Below are 16133 nucleotides of genomic sequence, written 5' to 3'. Positions count from 1 at the left end.
AAAGGACCTCTGTCCGTTCCCGCGCGCCATTGGCCAAGTTCTCTCGCTCGCCGCGTCGCCAGTCCTGAAGCATTTCATCATACAGAGGGGCGGGATTGCCGAGATCGAACGCGTCTGGCGATCAAGGCAGCCGCAAGAAGCGAGTTCGGGTGATTGTCCGGTGCGACTGCAACAAGAAGAAGTATGTGCGACGGTTGCCAAATATCGGCCGGTGAAGATTTCCTAAGAATGATCAGAAGCATCGGGTTCGTGCAGCGCTTTACGAATTGATGCGCGCGTGATCGACGCGGTAGTCGAGCCACCTGCCTTTCGATCGAAGTTGTGGTACTGATTAATGGATGTCGTTGTTCTCGGGAGGGGTAGCAATTCATGGTCGTGCACAGGGATATGACTAGCGACGAATGGAAGTGGCTTGTGCGCCTTTGCCAACACGAAGCGGATAGCATTCCTAAGGAAATTGAAGCGCGGTTTACCGAACTTGGTCTGCTCGGGCCGAACGGTCTTTCGGACAATGCTAGGAATTTGGTTCAAAATGAACTGCTGGCAGAGCGGCGGAACAGACTGCAAGGGCTTCACTGAGTGATAACCTTGGGCGCCAAGCAGGAGTCCAAGGTGGTGATGTTCATTTGCGGCACGGCCCAAGCAGGAAAACCGACTATCTCGGCGGCGGGCGTTTCCTGATCGTCCGTGCAGCTATTAGCGCGGCCTCATGCCTGATTGGCACGCAATTCTAATAGCTACAAGAGCGTCCATCGCTCGGCCTGAATCCACCCCCACAGGCCGGATTAAGCGGCTGACGCTCATAATAACCGCCATAACCGCCGCCGATCGACGAAGTTTGATCGGGGCTTGTTGATGTGCAGGCCGAGATGATCGAGGCAAGGCTGATCAGCGTTCCGGTCGCGATAAATGCGAGAAATCGGTTCATCTGAGCTTCTCCTTCGGAGGGGATGGTTTTACCCCAAGCGGGCAATCTACCATGCCACGGCGAATACAGACGAGGATTTATAGCGGCCGACCGCCCTCGGCGACCGCTTCTAACGCCAATGTGATCGCTTTTTAGGCCTGCTCCGCCCAAGCCATGCACCGTCACATAACTGTCATGCAAAATTGCCCATTGTTATGGCAGCCTGGGCAAAATATATGCTGCCGGCTAACAAAAAAAAGAATGAGTGAACTGCCATGAGTGCCATACATAAACTTTTCAACCGCAATCTCCTGACCCGCTTCGTCGCTGGTCTCGGTGCGGTTCCCCAGCGTATTCGCGACGCACGCGAAGAGCGCAAGCCCGCTATCCACCCATCCTTCATGGACGATTTCGGCGCCTAGCAGGACAATTGGCGAGTCAACAGACTCGTCTGCCCCTGCGATTACGTTCTCCAATGTCATTTCAGTTGATATCTGACAGGAAGCCGCCAGCGGCTTCTGATCAAGTTGCGGCGGAAAATTCCTTCTGGAACCAGATCCGGTCAACGGGCCGGCCTCCCGCATACCCGCTGACCCTGCCGAATTCGACATATCCGAGCTTCGGGTAAAAATCCGGGGCCTGGGTCGAGAGCGTGTCGACGCAGGCCACAACGGCGGCGCGGCGGCGCCCTTCTTCTTCCGCCGCCGCCATCAGCTTCCTGCCGATGCCGCTCAGGCGCAGCGATTTTTCGACCCACAGATTGCCGATGAAAAGAACCGAAAAGGAAACGGAGGCCGTTATCCCGCCGGCAAGCCTTCCGTTCTCCCGCCAGACGATAGCGAAGGCCTCGCGTCTGATCTGAGCGCTCTCGTTGAAGGCGTTCAGGCCATCGGAAATCGCGGTGGCGATCTCGGACGGGACGGGATCGAGTGTTTCGAACATTGCTTCCTCGTCGTCGATGGTCGCCATATGATAGCGAGCCCTCGGTTCCGGTCCAGCCGTTTCGGCTCTTAAGGGTCGGCGGACGTCCTCCGGTTTCAGCGCCAATGCGTGCGCCCCTTAGATTTTTTTCTCGCTGCGCATGCGCCTGTCTTTTCCGCCGTAATAGCTTCACAATCAACCGACAGAAAGCTCTTCCGGGAAACGACAACCAAGGAATGAAAACATGGCGCCGATCTATACCAGAACTGTCCTGATGACCGCCCTTCTGGCGCTGCCGCTCGCCGCCGCAGCGCCCGCCTTCGCGCAGGAGGCAAAACCGCGCGAGCCGGTGATTTCGGTGACCGGCGATGGCGAATCGTCCGTCGCTCCCGATATGGCAATCGTCAATCTCGCCGTCGTCAAGCAGGCGAAAACTGCCCGCGAAGCGCTCGATGAGAACAACAAGGCAATGAACGACGTTCTTGCCGCGCTGAAGAGCGGCGGCATCGCCGAGCGCGATCTGCAGACATCCGGCTTTTCCATCCAGCCACAATACAATTATCCGCAGCCGGTCGACGGCCAGCAGCAGCAGCCGCAGCTGATCGGCTACCAGACCATCAATTCGGTCACAGTCAGGCTGCGCGATCTTGCCAAGCTCGGCGCGGTGATCGACCAGTCCGTCAGCCTCGGCATCAACCAGGGCGGCGAAATCCAGTTCACCAACGACAAGCCGGACGCCGCGATCGAAGAGGCACGCAAGGCCGCCGTCGCCGATGCCGTCAAGAGGGCGAAGACGCTGAGCGAAGCCGCCGGCGTCAAGCTCGGCCGCATTCTCGAGATCAACGAGAATGTGCCGCGCGCCATGCCGCAGCCGGTCTATCGCGCCACGATGATGAAGGAGGCCTCCGACGCCGCCGTTCCCGTCCAGGGCGGCGAGAACAATTACAATGTCAGCGTCACCGTGACCTTCGCCATCGAACAATAAGCATTATAACGCCGCGCGTCTTTTCGGACGCGCGGCGTTGTAGGAAAGACCTTACAGAAAACCGCCCTTGCCGATCCGGGGAGACTGACAAAGGCGGTTGTGGCCGCCGCATCGGGGAGACGGGGGAGCGTATTCTTCCAACGATTAGCGGCGGCGCAAGGCGGGGCAACCGCGCACATTGCCGAAGCTCATTTCATCGGGGCCGCGACGCGTCCAGCCCTGGACGATCACGCGGCGCGGGGTGACGTCGACAACCCGGGCGCGGCGAAAGCCGTAATCCCGGGCGAGGTTTTCGGCAAGCTGCGGATTGCAGCCGCGCGACGGGCGGCCGTAGCCTGAAGGCGGACGGTCATAACCCGGAGGCGGACGGCGGTAATCCTGCGGCGGACCACGGTCCGGCTCACCAATAATGATATTCAACTGGGCGGCGGCCGGGGCCACCGTACCGGCCAGGGTGCCGGCTGTCAGCATGACGGCAAGACCCGCCTTTGCCAGAAACTGCATCATCGAAAAACCTTTTCGTTTGAAAGTCGGGCCGGTCGAGCCGCCCTCCCATTACTCCGCATGACGCCGAAGCGTCATTTGGGAATCACTCATACAGGTCAGAGAAGAGACGGCTGAAAGTGTCAGCGTCAAGGCAAAAACGGACCGGAAGCGCCGCATCGGCGCCTCCGGCTGTAGTCCTCAGCGCCGGATCAGCGGGCAGCCGCGGACATTCGCGAAGGTGATCCTGTCCCAGCCGCGGCGGTCGCGCCCTGCGACGACGACGACGCGCGGCGACATGCGGGAGATATGGGCTCTCCGCAGGCCGAAATCACGCGCCTTGCGCACAGCGTGCATCGGTGAGCAGCCGCGGATCGGACGATGGTATTGCGCCTCGACGATAAAGCTCGTCTGCGGTCCGGCGGCGGCGGCCGTGGAAACAGTGGCCGGAATAGTGCAGAGGGCGAGCAGAGCGGCAAGCGAAGCCTTGGTCAGGAAATGCGTCATGTTGTGTCTCCGTCGATTGAATTCCAAGCTCTCCCTTCAGGGATTGTCTCGACAGTAGACCCAGCAAACTGAATGGCGTTCGAACCGGGCATTCACTTTGCATTCACAAGAATTAATCCGGTTTCAGGTGCTGAGATGCAGCACGATTTCGCGCCGGTGCGGCCGGTCACGATGTTCGAAAAGATAGAGCCCCTGCCAGGTACCGAGCATCAACCGCCCCCTGGCGACGGGAATGCCGATCGTGACCTGCGTCAGCGCCGCCTTGATATGCGCCGGCATATCGTCCGGCCCCTCGGCCCTGTGCACGATCCAGCCCATCTCGGGATCGGAGGCCGGCGGCACGAAGCGGCGGAAGAAGGCGAGAAGATCGGTGCGCACATCGGGATCGGCATTTTCCTGGATCAGCAGCGAGCAGGATGTGTGGCGCACGAAAACCGTGAGAAGCCCCTCCTCCTGCCCCGACGCGCTGACGAAGGCCTCCGCCTGGTGGGTGAATTCGTAAAGGCCTTGTCCGCGTGTGGACAAGGTGAGGATCGTCTGGGGCAAGGCGCTCTCCTGCTTCGAGATGACATCTGGGTCGCGAGTTGGCGCGCTGCTTGGCGCAAGTCAAGCTTGCCCGGGCGATCAGAGTTTGAGCAGCGTCTCGAAGCCGCCGTAGATCATCCGCTTGCCGTCGAACGGCATCTGCCACTGGTCGCCCTTGAGCCTGGGATCGGCCATCACCTTGGCATTGATATCGTCGCGTTCCTGGCGCGAGCCGTAGACGATCCAGGAAAACACCACCACCTCGTCCTCCTTCGCCTGCACGGCGCGGGGAAAGGAGGTCAACTCGCCATGGGGCACGTCATCGCCGATGCATTCGACATATTCGAGCGCGCCATATTCCTTCCAGATCGAGCCGGCGAAGGTCGAGAATTCCTTGTAGACCTCGATATTCGCTTTCGGCACAGCGACGATGAAACCATCGACATAGGACATCTCGCTCCTCCTTTGCGTAGCTGCGCCTTGTTATGGCGGAGGAGATAGGACGGCGGCCAGGCAGGTCCAGGGACGAAGCGCTCAACTGCCTTTCCATCTCTGGCCTGCGCCGCTGTCGATCGTTCACTCGATTTGTGAGGTTTGACCCAGATCCGGTTTTCCGCTTTACCGGCATTGCAGAACAATCCTTCCAGTAAGCATTGGGCGGGACACCATGATTAGAGCGGTCCTTTTTGATCTTGACGAGACCCTCATCGACAAGACCGCTACCGTCCTCACCTTCCTGCCGCTCCAATATCAGCGGTTTCGTCTTGGCGAGCACGGTGTCGAGGAACAGGACTACATCGCTGAATTCCTGCAGCTGGAGAAGGCCGGCCTGGTAAGAAAGCGCGATCTTTATCCGCGCCTGGTGGAGACATTCGGTCTCCCCGGCGACCTTGCTGCAGCCCTCTTCCATGACTTCGAGACAGTGTATCCCGGCATGGCTGTCCCCATTTCAGGGGCAAGACAGACCATTTCGGCGCTGAAGCAATACGGAGTTCTAGTCGGCGTCGTCAGCAATGGCGAAGGCAATGTTCAGCGACCGAAAATCGCGGCGGCGGGACTGAACGAAGGGCTCGACCTGGTGGTCATTTCAGGAGACATCGCCCTTCGCAAACCGGCACGGGAAATTTTCGAGCTGGCTGCCGGCCGTCTCCACCTGCCCGTCGACAGCTGTCTCTTCGTCGGCGACAATCCCGAGGCCGATATTGTTGGAGCAGAGAACGCCGGTATGCATGCCGTCTATTTCGGCCCGAAAAACGCCTGGCCCGCTTCGCTGCCCTCGCCGCGGTATCAAATAGATTTGCTGCCACAGCTGATAGCCCTTGTCCGCGATCTGAACGCACTCACCGAGGGCTTGATGGCGACGAAGCGCCCGCGCCTAAGGTGAGCCCATGCATTTGGCTGCGGCCTGATAGCCGCACCCGAGGCTTGCCAGGCACCGCCCGGAGAAGGTCGCCCGTTATCCGCTTCGGCCCCCTCAGGGCCCATTCACCAGCTTGAGGATGAGCTGCTGGATATTGCCGCCGTCACCCATTTCGATCTTGTCGAAGTCGCGGCCGCGCTGGCGCTGTCTTTGGGAGATCTCGCCGAGGCGCCGCGTCAGCTCGATCCTGATCTTCTTGCAATCGGGATCGTCGGCAACGGTGAGGCCGATGCTCATCGCCTCGATCTCCTTGACCATCTCCTTGATGGTCTCGCCATGCACCCGCTCATGCGCCTGCACCCCTGATATGAAGCCCTCCCAGCTGCTCTTCACGGCGGCTGGCAGCTCGGCGGATGGTTTCGGCAGCGTATAGGTGATGATGAGCTTCGGACGGTTGGTCACGATAACGCAGGCATTTCCCTGCGGTTCGTATTTCCTGGTCCAGGTCAGCTTGAACGTCGTATGCGCGATAGCCCGGCCGAAGCCACTGGTCTTCGGCCCACGCTCGCCGATCGATGCATAGAGCCCGGCCCCCGAGGTGCCTGATATCGAATAGGGCCGTACCTCTTCGACCGCCTGCCACTCGGCCAGCGCCACAGCCGGCACCGACGCGAAAACCGCCGCAAGCACACAGGATAGAAAATTTGTTGTCACGCGCGGCTCCGCCGAATGATGTTTCGGGCCGAACCTAGCGGGAGCGGTCGTCGCTTTCAACGCGTCATGCATGTGCTAGCCCTTCAGCGTCTTGACCTTGGTGAGATCGGGGAAGAGCCGCATCCACAGGGCGACGACGACGATCGTGCCGAGTCCGCCGACAACGCCGGTGGCGACGGGGCCGAGGACTGCCGCCATCATACCGGATTCGAATTCGCCGAGCTGGTTGGAGGTGCCGATGAACAGCGAGTTGACGGCGCTGACGCGGCCACGCATTTCGTCCGGCGTCAGAAGCTGCACCAGCGAGCTGCGCACGACGACGCTGACCGTATCGGACGCGCCGACCACGAACAGCGCGACCACGGAAAGCGCGATATTGGTCGAAAGCGAGAAGACGATGGTGGCGACGCCGAACACGGCGACGGCGGCAAGCATCTTGCGCCCGACATTGCTACTCAGTGGCCGGCGGGCGAGCGCGATCGACATGGCGAGCGCGCCGACCGCCGGGGCAGCGCGGAGAAAACCGAGCCCCCAGGGACCGGCATGCAGGATATCGCTGGCGAACATCGGCAGCAGCGCAGTCGCGCCGCCGAGCAGCACCGCGAAGAGATCGAGCGAGATCGTCCCGAGCATCACCGGCCGGCTGCGGATGAAGGAGACGCCTGCAAAGACCGAGGCGAGCGTCACCGGCTCACGCTTGGCAGGGCTCCATTGCATCCGGATCGAGATGACGTTGAAGCTTGCGACGGCAAAGAGCAGCGCGGATATGGCAAAGGGCGCGACGGGGTGGAGGCCATAAAGCAGGCCGCCGAGCGAGGGGCCGACGATCAGCGCCGTCTGCATCAGCGAGGTGGAGGTTGCAACCGCCTTCTGCAGCATCGAGGCTGGCACGATGTTCGGCAGCAGCGCCGCCATGGTCGGGCGCTCGAAGGCGACGACGGCGCCGAGCACGGTGACGGCGGCAAGGATGCCGGCCGGTGTCAACCATTGTTGCCAGGTGGCAACCGCCAGCACCAGCGCCGTCACCGCCTCGATCAACTGGCAGACAAGTCCGATGCGCCGCCGATCGAACCGGTCGGCGACATGGCCGACGACGAAGGTCAGCGCCGCCATCGGGAGAAACTGGCACAAGCCGACGAGGCCGAGCGCAAAGGCGCTGTGCGTCTGATCGTAGATCATCCACCCCATGGCGATGCCAATGGACTGGAAGGAAAGCGAGGAAAAGACGCGGGAGGCGGCGAAGTTCAGATAGCCGGGGTGGCGAAGAACGCTCCCCGGGCCTTGGGATATGTCCATTGCGATGTCACCGGCCGGCAGCGCGGGTCCGCCAGCCTTTATAAGAGTTTTCAAGGTCGGAGCGGTGTTCTGCCCGAATGGGCGAATTGTCAATCGCAATGAGCTGGTGTCACCGGATTGTGCGATGCCTCGGTTTTAGCGCGGTTCCCTGGAGATGCTGAGATAGCCGGGATCGAATTCGGCGATTTCCTGCAGGCGTTCCCAGTCGACGATGGTGATCGTCCGGTTCTCCCAGGTGAACACGCCCTCGCGCCTCAGCGCCTGCAGCGTCTTGTTGAGGTGGACGACGGAAACGCCGAGCACGTCGGCCATCTCGATCTGCGTCAACGGAAACTGGAAACTTGCGCCGCGCGTCCGCTTCACCACCTGCAGCCGCACGAAGAGTTCGCAGACGAGATGGGCGATATGGGCGCGCTTAGAGCGCCGGCCCATGGCGACAATCCACTCGCGGTGAATGGCGCCATCCACCAGCGTATCGAGCCAGAGCAGCCGGGTCAGATGCGGCATGCCCTCGGTGATCGCCTTGAGATCGGCGTGATCGGCAAACGCGACATGGCAGGACGACAGCGCGACGATCCCGTGATCCATTTTCTTGATCGGGAAAGCATGCAGATCGACGAAATCGCCGGCGACATGCAGCGCGGTGATCTGGCGGCTGCCATCGGCCATCACCTTATAGCGCGCCGCAAAACCATCGAGCAGCAGCGTGCTGTAGCCAGGCCTGCTTCCTTCGGAGACGAGATCCTCCCCGGCAGCAAAATACCTGTCTTTGACGATGATGGCTCTGAGATGGCTTTCCTCTTCGGCCGACAACACATCGCGGCTTCCAAGGTTGAGCAGCAGGGATTCAATCACGGGCTTGCCCACCGGTATCGCTGGAGCCCGACCGATTTCGATGCGACCTATATTTTTCTATAAGAATCAATGCCTAGCCTCGGGAACAATTGTCTTCATCTGTGATTTTCCCCTGTGACGCGCAGGAAAGAACATGGCTCGCTACTATTTCGATCTACACAACGGGGAAGGACCCACGCGCGATGAGCACGGCACCGAGCTCAGATCTCGTGAAGACATTCCGAAAGAAGTGACCCGCATCCTGCTGGATGTGGCCCGTGACGAATTGCCTGCGGGTGATCGCGCGATCATCGCCGTCACCGTTCGCAACGAGAGTGGCGATCCGGTCACGGTTGCCAGCCTCGTCTTCAGCAATGAATGGCTCGACGTCTTACGATAGCCGCAGCCGTTTAAGGGCTGCCGCCGGTCACACATACGCATCAATCCGACTCGGTCGATTGCGACGCGACGCTAAGACCCGCCTTCATGGCCGGCAATTAAATTTGACATAGTCATTCGATTGCTTTGGCGCGATCGACAAGCAATTCAAAGGCCGGCATGCCTGTGGCTGCTATTTCGCAATTTCCTCGAGAATCAACCGGATTTCCGCAAGCGGTCGCCGGCTTTCATCGAAGAGCTCCACCGACATCATATTCAAAGGCGCGGTCGGCAAGCCTTCGGCGGCCATCTCCGCGAGCACGCGCCGCGCCTCTGCTTTCGCAGCCTCGATAGAGTCGAAATCATATCCCGTCTCGGTCGCCCCGGCACCATCACGATCGAAGAGCTGAAAGTAGAATTTCGGCACGACACATCCCCCGCTAGATGAGCCTAACGGCCCGGAAGCAAACATGTTCCGCCGGAACGGCTGCAATGCGCGTCGTCAGAAGGTGCCGGCTTCCGGAGAGGCCATTTCCTCGATGCCGTCGACGCGATCGGGATAGAAGGCGAGATGCTCTTTTATGTTGCTGACCGCGGCATTCGGCGCCTCGTAGGTCCAGACGGCATTCTTCGAGCGCTCGCCGCCCGCAATGATGCTGTAATAGGACGCATCGCCCTTATAGGGGCAATGGCTGGTGTGGTCGGTGCGCTGAAGCAGCGACATGTCCACATCCCTCCGCGGAATATACTGCACCGGCGGATAGGAGGCCTCGCGCAGCGTCAGTGCGTCGTGGGTGTCGGCGATGGTCTTGCCGCCAAGCGTGACGACGACACGGGAGGGATTGTGCTCGACCGTGATCGGATGGTCCGGCCCCGGAATCTTGATCGACTTGTCTGACATGGTGGTTCGTCTCCAGGAGATATCGGCCCCATGGAGATAGGGCGGCGATGCCGCCGGCCCAAGGCCTCGAATACCACCTTCGTTTAGAATTCGAAACGCGCCGATTCCACGCTCAGCACCGCCATTTTGGGTGCCACCGGCCAATGCCCCGCGAGCACATCCGCAACTGTGGCGACCAGCTTCCCCATATCCTCACCGGCGGAAACATGCAGGGCCTCCGCAACAATCAGCACCGAGCGCGTGGTCTCCCGCACGGCCGAAAGCCCGCTCTGCCGGTTCGTCCAGCGCCGCGCATGCGCGTTTCCCGCACCGTCTGCGAAGATCACCTCGTCCGGCTCCGGATGTTCGATTTCGCCGGCGAAGGTCAGATAGGTCTCGTCACCCCTGGCCCGCCGGACCTCGAGATCGCCAGCGATCTTTTCAGCGTCGAAGACAGCGATCGGAATGGCGAAGGCGAGCGAAATCGCATTGCAGAGATCGATAAGCGGATGCAGACGCGGCAGCGCATGCTCCTGGCGGAATCGGCGCAACAACGCCTCGGAAGCGCAGCGATATTGTGTCGGCTTCAGCCCCATGCGGGAAAAGCCGCGACGCCAGGCCTGAATTTCGGGGAATTCGCCTTCCTGCGCTTGCGCCAGCCGGGCCTCGGCGATCGCGTAGAAGCTTGCGATCACCGCCTCGACATCGACATCCGCATGGATGCCGTCGCCATGGAGCGCGCCGGCGCGAAGCTCCGGAAAGGCCTGCCACATGGCATCGGAATGGCTGAACTGCATGGTCTATCTCTCTCCGGCAAGTTTCGCGCTACGGCTCCCGGCAAAGGCAAGCCCGAGCACGGCCGCAAGCACGCAGGCCATGCCGGCGATCTGGCTGAGCCCGACCGGCTCGCCAAGGATGATGAAGGCAAGCATGACGGCGGAAACTGGAGCCAGCGCGGTGAAGAGAGCGGCCTCCGTGCCGCTCACCCTTTCTGCCCCCGCATACCACAGCAGAAATCCGCCGACGGTCGGCACCACCGCATAATAGCCGACGGCGGCGACAGCGCTTGCCGAAATACCATCTGCGAAAGGCGCTTCGAAAATAGCCGGGATGGCGGCAACAATGAAGCCGATGCCGGCCATCAGCGTCGACAGGGCAAGCGGCGCAACCTCCGTCTTCAGCCGTTTGTTCAGCAGGATGAACAATCCTTCGCAAACGACGGCGCAAAAGATCAATGCATTGCCGGCGAGCGATCCGCCGGCCGCATCCGGTGTGCAGGCGATCGAGAGCACGCCTGCCGTCGCAAGCGCCACGGCCAGAAGCAGGGCACGCTGCGGCCGTTCGCGAAGCAGCAGGATGGAGATTGCGGCCGACACCACCGGCAACGTGCCGATGATGACGCCGGCATCGGCAGCCGAGGTCAGGCTGAGGCCGGAGATCAGCAGCGTCGTATAACCGACGCTGCCGGCACCCGCCTGAATGATGAGGATGAGGCGGTCATGCCGGGAAAACCTCGGCAGCCGCGCGCCGGTCGCCCACATCAGCAGGAGAAGAACAGGAAAGGCGATGGCGAAGCGCAATGCGGTGGCGCTGAAAGGCGGCAGGCTTGATGCGATGAGCTTGCTTGCAATGACGGTGCTCCCCACAGTCAGCATGGCCAGCGCCAGATAGACATAACCTTGAACCTGCCTCGACATTCGGCGTCTCCTGTTGGATGCGCCGAGAAAACAGCAGGAGCCTGTCGGGGTCTTGAACGAAATTGCAGGCGCAAAGCAGCTGCTCAGAGAAAGGCGCCGGCATAAAGCCGCGGCGAAAGACCGTATTTGCGCACGAAGACGCGCGTCATGTGGCTCTGGTCGGCAAAACCGCTGGCAAAGGCCGCCTCCGCAAGCGGCATGCCCTGAGCGATCAGCCGGCGCGCGATATGGATGCGGGCCTGGACGAGATAGGCATGCGGCGTCAATCCGGTCGCCTTGGCAAAGCCGCGCAGCACCTGGAAGCGGCTGAGCCCGCTTTCCCTGGAGAGATCGGCGAGCGAGATGGCGGCAAGTGGATCATCGTCGATCAGGTCTCGCGCCACGCGGATCGACGCCGGCACCGGTGGCCGCTCTTCGGTACCAGAGCACTCCCGCATGACATCGGCGACGAGTTGCAGAAGCAGTTCCTCACAGAACAACCCATCCGCCGCCCTGCCGCCGGTCACCGCGCCAAACAGCGTTTCGAAGCGGGCGGCGATCGCCGCGTTGCGGATGACGGGATGCGGAATTTCCGATCGCCCTACCCCGCTTTCGCTGATCTCTCGTGAAAGACCGCTGACGATTGCGGGATCGAAATAGAGGATGCGCCACGACCGCCCCTCGCCGATCGGCGCGCCGTCATGCACCTCGTTCGGATTGACCGTGATGATGTCGCCGGCCTCGGCCTCCACCATACCGCGGCCGCTGAGCGATGACTGAGCACCGGCGGAAATCAGGCCGATGCCGAATTGCTCATGGGTGTGGCGCGCGAAGCTGTGATGCGTTTCCGCCGCCACGGCTTCGACGCCTGATAGCGCCGAGCGCAACATCCTGAACTGATTTCTCGCCATCATCTGCCCGCAGGTCCGATCGCCGGCCACTCTGCCAGCCGCAGTGCGATGACGCAATCGTAGCCAGACTGGGCTGCCTAGAAGAACTCGTCGAGCAGCTGATAATAATCCAGCCTTACCGGATCCGTGGCCGGCATGCCGTAACGTTCGAGGAAGGGCTGCACCAGCGCCTCGCCGAAATTGTGGGCAATGCTGCGGCAGGCGAGCGCGATATCCTGATAGCGGTCGGCGACGCCGAGCCGGCTGCAGTCGATATAACCCGAAAATCCCTCTTCCGACGCGATGAAATTCGGCAGGCAGGCGTCGCCATGGGTGACGACGAGATCCTCGCGGCCAAGCCTCTTGCGTTCAAGTTCGGCAAACAAGGCCACAGCACTCTTTCCAAGCCGCGTCTCGTCAAAATCGGTCTCGTCGACGATGCCAGCCTGCATCCGCGCTTTTGCCGCAGCGATACGCCTCTCCAGCCGATGATCGAACGGGCAGGATGCGATCGGCAGGCGATGCAGGTCAAGAAGTGCCGCAGCCAGGAGTTCAACCCGCGCAAGCGGCGTCAGCACTGATGCACTGGCGAGATCACTCCCGGGCAACGCGCTGATCAGCAGCCGGTTGCGCACGCCGTCGCTATCCTCTGCAATGATATCGGGACAAGGCAGACCGGAAGCTTTGACCCAGCGAAGCCTGGCCGCTTCATCGGCGAGTTCGCCAAAAGGACCGACCTCTTCGACCTTCAGATAAAGCGTCGGCAATCCGAGAGCTTCCAGCCGAAAAACGCTCGCAGCGGAACGGCCGAGCGCATCGCGTTCGAACCGGTAACCAGCCAGACGGGCATCAAGCACGCCCGTCGACGGTGGTTGATCCTCTTGGAAAATCGACATGATATCTAGGCCGTTGATGCTGGCGCATTATCCCGACAAGGCGGGACAGCGCAAGCGGCGCGACCAGTCAGCACACATTGGCAGACTGAACGATCCTTCTGCGACCTCAATGAACGGTTTCGGCTGGCGCGGCTTCGAGAAGGATTTCGAAAGCCTCTTCCAGAGCAGCCACCAGAATATCTGTCAGCTCGTCGCCCTTGTTCTCCAAGAACACCGCGCTCACGGCTTCGTCCTGACGCTCAAAAAAATGCTCAATCTCGTTCGACATATCATTGTCCCCTTCTTCACCGGAATCATCACGGCCATGAGAAGAGGCTAGGTGCGGTTCCTTGCGCGTGGCTTGTTCCTGATAAGGCCGCAATCCAGGATCGCAAGGACTAGTCACGGATTTCATACTTCGCATACTGACTGCGGGGGATCAATCCGCCAACTTCGTGGGCGAACGACACGACTTTCGTGGCTCCCTCATCCAGCTCGCAGCGGAAGCGAACGTGGTACCAGCCTTTGGCTGTGCCAAAGGCTGCATCCGGGACATCAAGGACGGTACCGCTGCGCAACCCGAAACTAGGCAATGCGGATGGAAAATAACTCGGCGAACCGTGAACGAGTTGGCCCTGAAGCTCGGTAGTGCAAAGCGTGGCCACTCGCTCTTTGCGCGGAAGGCCATCGATCGCAGTCTGCGCAAACAAATTGCCATCCCCCATGCGCGAAAACAGCGTTTTTGCCTTCGGCAGATCGTTGTTTTTCGCGGCTGCTTTCGGCTTTTCAGCGGCCTTCTGCTCCGGCGGTCTGGCCTGATCGATACTCGTCGTGGCTTCGCCAGACACGTCTGTCGGCGGCCCATTGGGCTTTGGAGAAACGTCTGTTGTCGCAACCTCTGGAAGCTTCACATCATCTGGGACGGGCTTTGAAGCAGGCGTCTCAGTTTCAGGTTTTTCCGCAGCAGCCTGTGTCGGCATCTGCTCAGGTTCGGCATCGTGCTGCGGCGGAGTTGTTGCGGGTTTGGTTTCGCCTTGAGAAGAATTTCCCGCGAGCGATTTTTCGGGACCGCTATTCCTGTCACCAAACTCGATGACAGGGTTCAGGGTCGGCATAGGCCTCGGCTTAGCTTGCTCGGGAGTCTTGCTGGCCGGCGGAGGCGGCGGAGGCAGAGGAGGTGGAGGTGGAGGTGGAGGTGGCTCCTTCTTAGCCTCCTCCGGTGGCTTCGGCTCCGGTGGCTTTTCCTTGGGCTCCGGCTTCTTCTCCTCCGGCGGCGGAACGAGCTCAACCTTCACGCTCTCGTCTTCGAGAGGTTTCGGCTCGATCTTCGGCAGCCCGAAAATCAGAAGAGCAACGATAGGAATATGCGCAGCAACGGACGCGACGACGCCCCAGCGGATTTCAGGCCGCTGCTTTCCCGTTTCGTGCTGCGCTTCCGCCGGTTCTACGTCTTCTTCTGTCACAGCAGCGATGTGGCCTTTAAAGCCGGCAGCATCAAGCCACAAAAGAAAAAAACCGCGTGATCGAGCAGCGATGAGGTTATTGGTCGACCGCGCCATCGTCGGCGACCAGATTGTGCTCCTGCCATTCACCTTGCGGAATGGCATCGCCGACGAGGAAGGCGAAGGACGCGACCTTACCGGAGCCGGCATCGAGCTCGCATTTGAACTGGATGTTGTACCACTTCCGTTTGCTGCGGAAGGCGCCGCCCCTGACCTCGACGCTGTTGCCGCTGACCTTCTCCGCCACCATCGCATAGGGGGCAAGCATATCCGGCGCCATGGCCGGGTGCGCCCGGCGGACCTGCTCCAGCGCCTCCAAGTCACAGAGCTGCAGATTGCGCTCGCTGCCGGCAAGCCCACGTAGTGCCTCGCGGGCGCGGCGGCTGCGTGGATCGGCAAGGAGCTTGTCGGAAAACAGCTGCCTTGCCTTGACGAATTCCGCCGGCTTTTGCACCGGCAAAGTAATCGGTGCCACAGAAGGCATTACCGCAGCTGGCGGATTATTGGTAACCGGCGCCGCCGGCTCGGCTTCGGGTTTTGCCGCCTCGGGCTTTGCCTGTTGAGGCGAAGGCGCTCTGACGGGCTCCGGCATTTTCCGCGATTCCACGGACTGAGGAACGATCTCCACCGAGAGACCGTCATCCGGCAATGGCAGCGGCGGCTCGGCCTTCGGTAACAGCAACAGAAGGAGCAGGATCGCAACGATATGCAGTGCGAACGACGCAGCAGCGCCTTGCCGGATCCCGTTATCCCATTTGTCCGCCGCCGGTTCCATCGGTCAGGAAGCGGCTGTCGAACGACCGGTGACGATCATGAAACTGAGGAGCGCTTTCATCATGAGCTTGCCGAAAAGTCGGGCCGGAGCCTGCCGCGGAAATTGAAGCACGCCGCGACACTGCCAGCGCAGCGAGTGCTCCGCAACATCTAAGATCGACGATCTCCGGCTCCGGTTATCCGAGCGAGCCGATGAGATCCCGGTAGGCGGCCTCCGGGAATGCCTTCAGCGTCTCCGTGCGGACATTGCCGCCCATCGCCAGCGAAAGGGTAAAATGCGCCATCACGGCGTCATCGGGCGCCTCGCAGACGGCGACCATGTCATGCCCGCCCATCGTCAGGTAGAATTGGTTGATGGAGCCCCCGACGCTGGTGAGCAATTTCTTCGCGGCATCGAGCCGTTTTGCCGAGTCGCGCACATTGCGGATGCCCTGATCCGTCCAATTGATCAAAAGAATGTAAGTGGTCATGTCGCACCTCCTGACGGAGGATTGGCCCACGCAGGTAACGTCGACCCTCGCTCGCGTGTCGCGAGTGATCCCTTCCCCCGTGGCCGGATTATAATCCTGTCACCGCAGAGGGACAAGAAAGGCGCCGGGATCATTGGTATTAATCACGAAAAGCAA

At 60.9% G+C, this 16133-nt stretch carries 24 protein-coding genes; 5 read left to right on the top strand and 19 right to left on the bottom strand.

What is annotated here, in order from left to right:
• Positions 1–369: 369 nt before the first annotated feature.
• Positions 370–579 (top strand): hypothetical protein, encoded by a 210-nt coding sequence (locus tag G9X64_RS37155; protein ID WP_012558428.1) that lies wholly within the window; start codon positions 370–372, stop codon positions 577–579.
• 151 nt (positions 580–730) lie between these two features.
• Here the strand turns inward: G9X64_RS37155 and G9X64_RS24605 are convergent, their stop codons facing one another.
• Positions 731–928 carry a hypothetical protein gene (locus G9X64_RS24605; RefSeq protein ID WP_168309902.1) on the bottom strand — a complete coding sequence of 66 codons (198 nt, stop codon included), beginning with the start codon at positions 926–928 and terminating at the stop codon, positions 731–733.
• Positions 929–1182: 254 nt separating this feature from the next.
• On the opposite strand from G9X64_RS24605, the gene G9X64_RS24600 reads away from it, so the two are divergent.
• Entirely contained in the window at positions 1183–1329 is a 147-nt protein-coding gene (locus G9X64_RS24600; RefSeq protein WP_003561157.1) for a hypothetical protein, read from the top strand.
• Positions 1330–1429: 100 nt separating this feature from the next.
• Here G9X64_RS24600 and G9X64_RS24595 read toward each other — a convergent pair whose 3' ends face one another.
• Positions 1430–1876 (bottom strand): GNAT family N-acetyltransferase, encoded by a 447-nt coding sequence (locus G9X64_RS24595; protein ID WP_171377546.1) that lies wholly within the window; start codon positions 1874–1876, stop codon positions 1430–1432.
• A 196-nt stretch (positions 1877–2072) separates the two neighbouring features.
• On the opposite strand from G9X64_RS24595, the gene G9X64_RS24590 reads away from it, so the two are divergent.
• Positions 2073–2813, top strand: a complete 741-nt coding sequence (locus tag G9X64_RS24590) for an SIMPL domain-containing protein (protein ID WP_171377545.1) — start codon at positions 2073–2075, stop codon at positions 2811–2813.
• 144 nt (positions 2814–2957) lie between these two features.
• Here the strand turns inward: G9X64_RS24590 and G9X64_RS24585 are convergent, their stop codons facing one another.
• The 4 genes from G9X64_RS24585 to G9X64_RS24570 form a co-directional block, all read right to left on the bottom strand.
• Positions 2958–3320: a hypothetical protein gene (locus G9X64_RS24585; protein WP_168309899.1), complete on the bottom strand. Its 363-nt coding sequence runs from the start codon at positions 3318–3320 to the stop codon at positions 2958–2960.
• A gap of 177 nt (positions 3321–3497) precedes the next feature.
• Positions 3498–3803, bottom strand: a complete 306-nt coding sequence (locus tag G9X64_RS24580; RefSeq protein WP_168314084.1) for a hypothetical protein — start codon at positions 3801–3803, stop codon at positions 3498–3500.
• 123 nt (positions 3804–3926) lie between these two features.
• Positions 3927–4349, bottom strand: coding sequence for a secondary thiamine-phosphate synthase enzyme YjbQ (locus G9X64_RS24575; RefSeq protein ID WP_171377544.1), 423 nt, complete (start codon positions 4347–4349; stop codon positions 3927–3929).
• 78 nt (positions 4350–4427) lie between these two features.
• Positions 4428–4781, bottom strand: coding sequence for a DUF1428 domain-containing protein (locus tag G9X64_RS24570; protein ID WP_171377543.1), 354 nt, complete (start codon positions 4779–4781; stop codon positions 4428–4430).
• A 214-nt stretch (positions 4782–4995) separates the two neighbouring features.
• On the opposite strand from G9X64_RS24570, the gene G9X64_RS24565 reads away from it, so the two are divergent.
• On the top strand, positions 4996–5712 hold the full coding sequence (locus G9X64_RS24565) for an HAD family hydrolase (RefSeq protein ID WP_168309895.1): 717 nt from the start codon (positions 4996–4998) through the stop codon (positions 5710–5712).
• Positions 5713–5802: 90 nt separating this feature from the next.
• Here G9X64_RS24565 and G9X64_RS24560 read toward each other — a convergent pair whose 3' ends face one another.
• The 3 genes from G9X64_RS24560 to G9X64_RS24550 form a co-directional block, all read right to left on the bottom strand.
• Positions 5803–6474: a DUF922 domain-containing Zn-dependent protease gene (locus tag G9X64_RS24560; RefSeq protein WP_171377542.1), complete on the bottom strand. Its 672-nt coding sequence runs from the start codon at positions 6472–6474 to the stop codon at positions 5803–5805.
• Between the two features lie 3 nt (positions 6475–6477).
• Positions 6478–7698, bottom strand: coding sequence for an MFS transporter (locus G9X64_RS24555; RefSeq protein WP_171377541.1), 1221 nt, complete (start codon positions 7696–7698; stop codon positions 6478–6480).
• A gap of 135 nt (positions 7699–7833) precedes the next feature.
• Positions 7834–8553 carry a Crp/Fnr family transcriptional regulator gene (locus G9X64_RS24550; RefSeq protein ID WP_017961399.1) on the bottom strand — a complete coding sequence of 240 codons (720 nt, stop codon included), beginning with the start codon at positions 8551–8553 and terminating at the stop codon, positions 7834–7836.
• Between the two features lie 133 nt (positions 8554–8686).
• Between G9X64_RS24550 and G9X64_RS24545 the strand changes: the two genes are divergently transcribed.
• Positions 8687–8932 (top strand): DUF6894 family protein, encoded by a 246-nt coding sequence (locus G9X64_RS24545; RefSeq protein WP_168255513.1) that lies wholly within the window; start codon positions 8687–8689, stop codon positions 8930–8932.
• Positions 8933–9103: 171 nt separating this feature from the next.
• On the opposite strand, the gene G9X64_RS24540 is transcribed toward G9X64_RS24545, so the two are convergent.
• From G9X64_RS24540 to G9X64_RS24495, 10 genes are all read right to left on the bottom strand, one after another.
• Positions 9104–9337, bottom strand: coding sequence for a DUF6894 family protein (locus tag G9X64_RS24540; protein WP_129419781.1), 234 nt, complete (start codon positions 9335–9337; stop codon positions 9104–9106).
• A 75-nt stretch (positions 9338–9412) separates the two neighbouring features.
• Complete coding sequence (locus G9X64_RS24535; RefSeq protein WP_171377540.1) at positions 9413–9811, bottom strand: DUF427 domain-containing protein; 399 nt, start codon at positions 9809–9811, stop codon at positions 9413–9415.
• Between the two features lie 83 nt (positions 9812–9894).
• A complete protein-coding gene (locus tag G9X64_RS24530) occupies positions 9895–10587 on the bottom strand; it encodes a B3/B4 domain-containing protein (protein WP_171377539.1) in 693 nt (230 codons plus the stop codon).
• A 3-nt stretch (positions 10588–10590) separates the two neighbouring features.
• The gene (locus G9X64_RS24525; protein ID WP_171377538.1) at positions 10591–11487 is read right to left on the bottom strand and encodes a DMT family transporter; all 897 of its coding nucleotides are present in this window, start codon (positions 11485–11487) and stop codon (positions 10591–10593) included.
• Positions 11488–11570: 83 nt separating this feature from the next.
• The gene (locus tag G9X64_RS24520) at positions 11571–12377 is read right to left on the bottom strand and encodes an AraC family transcriptional regulator (protein WP_171377624.1); all 807 of its coding nucleotides are present in this window, start codon (positions 12375–12377) and stop codon (positions 11571–11573) included.
• Between the two features lie 77 nt (positions 12378–12454).
• Positions 12455–13252, bottom strand: coding sequence for an APH(3') family aminoglycoside O-phosphotransferase (locus G9X64_RS24515; RefSeq protein WP_171377537.1), 798 nt, complete (start codon positions 13250–13252; stop codon positions 12455–12457).
• A 106-nt stretch (positions 13253–13358) separates the two neighbouring features.
• Positions 13359–13646 (bottom strand): hypothetical protein, encoded by a 288-nt coding sequence (locus tag G9X64_RS24510; protein WP_171377520.1) that lies wholly within the window; start codon positions 13644–13646, stop codon positions 13359–13361.
• Entirely contained in the window at positions 13630–14736 is a 1107-nt protein-coding gene (locus G9X64_RS24505; RefSeq protein WP_171377623.1) for a DUF930 domain-containing protein, read from the bottom strand. Before G9X64_RS24505 ends, G9X64_RS24510 begins: the two co-directional genes overlap by 17 nt.
• A 34-nt stretch (positions 14737–14770) precedes the next feature.
• On the bottom strand, positions 14771–15508 hold the full coding sequence (locus G9X64_RS24500; RefSeq protein ID WP_171377536.1) for a DUF930 domain-containing protein: 738 nt from the start codon (positions 15506–15508) through the stop codon (positions 14771–14773).
• Positions 15509–15683: 175 nt separating this feature from the next.
• Positions 15684–15977 (bottom strand): GYD domain-containing protein, encoded by a 294-nt coding sequence (locus G9X64_RS24495; protein ID WP_003541605.1) that lies wholly within the window; start codon positions 15975–15977, stop codon positions 15684–15686.
• Positions 15978–16133 lie beyond the last annotated feature (156 nt).

The organism is Rhizobium sophorae (assembly GCF_013087515.1).
GTDB classification, from domain to species: Bacteria; Pseudomonadota; Alphaproteobacteria; order Rhizobiales; family Rhizobiaceae; genus Rhizobium; species Rhizobium sophorae.
This window is presented reverse-complemented; position numbering and strand designations above follow the sequence as displayed.

Coding starts and splice junctions, on each gene's coding strand:
- G9X64_RS37155 (WP_012558428.1), top strand. CDS start 370: ATGGTCGTGCACAGGGATATGACTAGCGACGAATGGAAGTGGCTTGTG.
- G9X64_RS24605 (WP_168309902.1), bottom strand. CDS start 928: ATGAACCGATTTCTCGCATTTATCGCGACCGGAACGCTGATCAGCCTT.
- G9X64_RS24600 (WP_003561157.1), top strand. CDS start 1,183: ATGAGTGCCATACATAAACTTTTCAACCGCAATCTCCTGACCCGCTTC.
- G9X64_RS24595 (WP_171377546.1), bottom strand. CDS start 1,876: ATGGCGACCATCGACGACGAGGAAGCAATGTTCGAAACACTCGATCCC.
- G9X64_RS24590 (WP_171377545.1), top strand. CDS start 2,073: ATGGCGCCGATCTATACCAGAACTGTCCTGATGACCGCCCTTCTGGCG.
- G9X64_RS24585 (WP_168309899.1), bottom strand. CDS start 3,320: ATGATGCAGTTTCTGGCAAAGGCGGGTCTTGCCGTCATGCTGACAGCC.
- G9X64_RS24580 (WP_168314084.1), bottom strand. CDS start 3,803: ATGACGCATTTCCTGACCAAGGCTTCGCTTGCCGCTCTGCTCGCCCTC.
- G9X64_RS24570 (WP_171377543.1), bottom strand. CDS start 4,781: ATGTCCTATGTCGATGGTTTCATCGTCGCTGTGCCGAAAGCGAATATC.
- G9X64_RS24565 (WP_168309895.1), top strand. CDS start 4,996: ATGATTAGAGCGGTCCTTTTTGATCTTGACGAGACCCTCATCGACAAG.
- G9X64_RS24560 (WP_171377542.1), bottom strand. CDS start 6,474: ATGCATGACGCGTTGAAAGCGACGACCGCTCCCGCTAGGTTCGGCCCG.
- G9X64_RS24555 (WP_171377541.1), bottom strand. CDS start 7,698: ATGGACATATCCCAAGGCCCGGGGAGCGTTCTTCGCCACCCCGGCTAT.
- G9X64_RS24545 (WP_168255513.1), top strand. CDS start 8,687: ATGGCTCGCTACTATTTCGATCTACACAACGGGGAAGGACCCACGCGC.
- G9X64_RS24535 (WP_171377540.1), bottom strand. CDS start 9,811: ATGTCAGACAAGTCGATCAAGATTCCGGGGCCGGACCATCCGATCACG.
- G9X64_RS24530 (WP_171377539.1), bottom strand. CDS start 10,587: ATGCAGTTCAGCCATTCCGATGCCATGTGGCAGGCCTTTCCGGAGCTT.
- G9X64_RS24525 (WP_171377538.1), bottom strand. CDS start 11,487: ATGTCGAGGCAGGTTCAAGGTTATGTCTATCTGGCGCTGGCCATGCTG.
- G9X64_RS24520 (WP_171377624.1), bottom strand. CDS start 12,377: ATGGCGAGAAATCAGTTCAGGATGTTGCGCTCGGCGCTATCAGGCGTC.
- G9X64_RS24515 (WP_171377537.1), bottom strand. CDS start 13,252: ATGTCGATTTTCCAAGAGGATCAACCACCGTCGACGGGCGTGCTTGAT.
- G9X64_RS24510 (WP_171377520.1), bottom strand. CDS start 13,646: ATGAAATCCGTGACTAGTCCTTGCGATCCTGGATTGCGGCCTTATCAG.
- G9X64_RS24500 (WP_171377536.1), bottom strand. CDS start 15,508: ATGGAACCGGCGGCGGACAAATGGGATAACGGGATCCGGCAAGGCGCT.
- G9X64_RS24495 (WP_003541605.1), bottom strand. CDS start 15,977: ATGACCACTTACATTCTTTTGATCAATTGGACGGATCAGGGCATCCGC.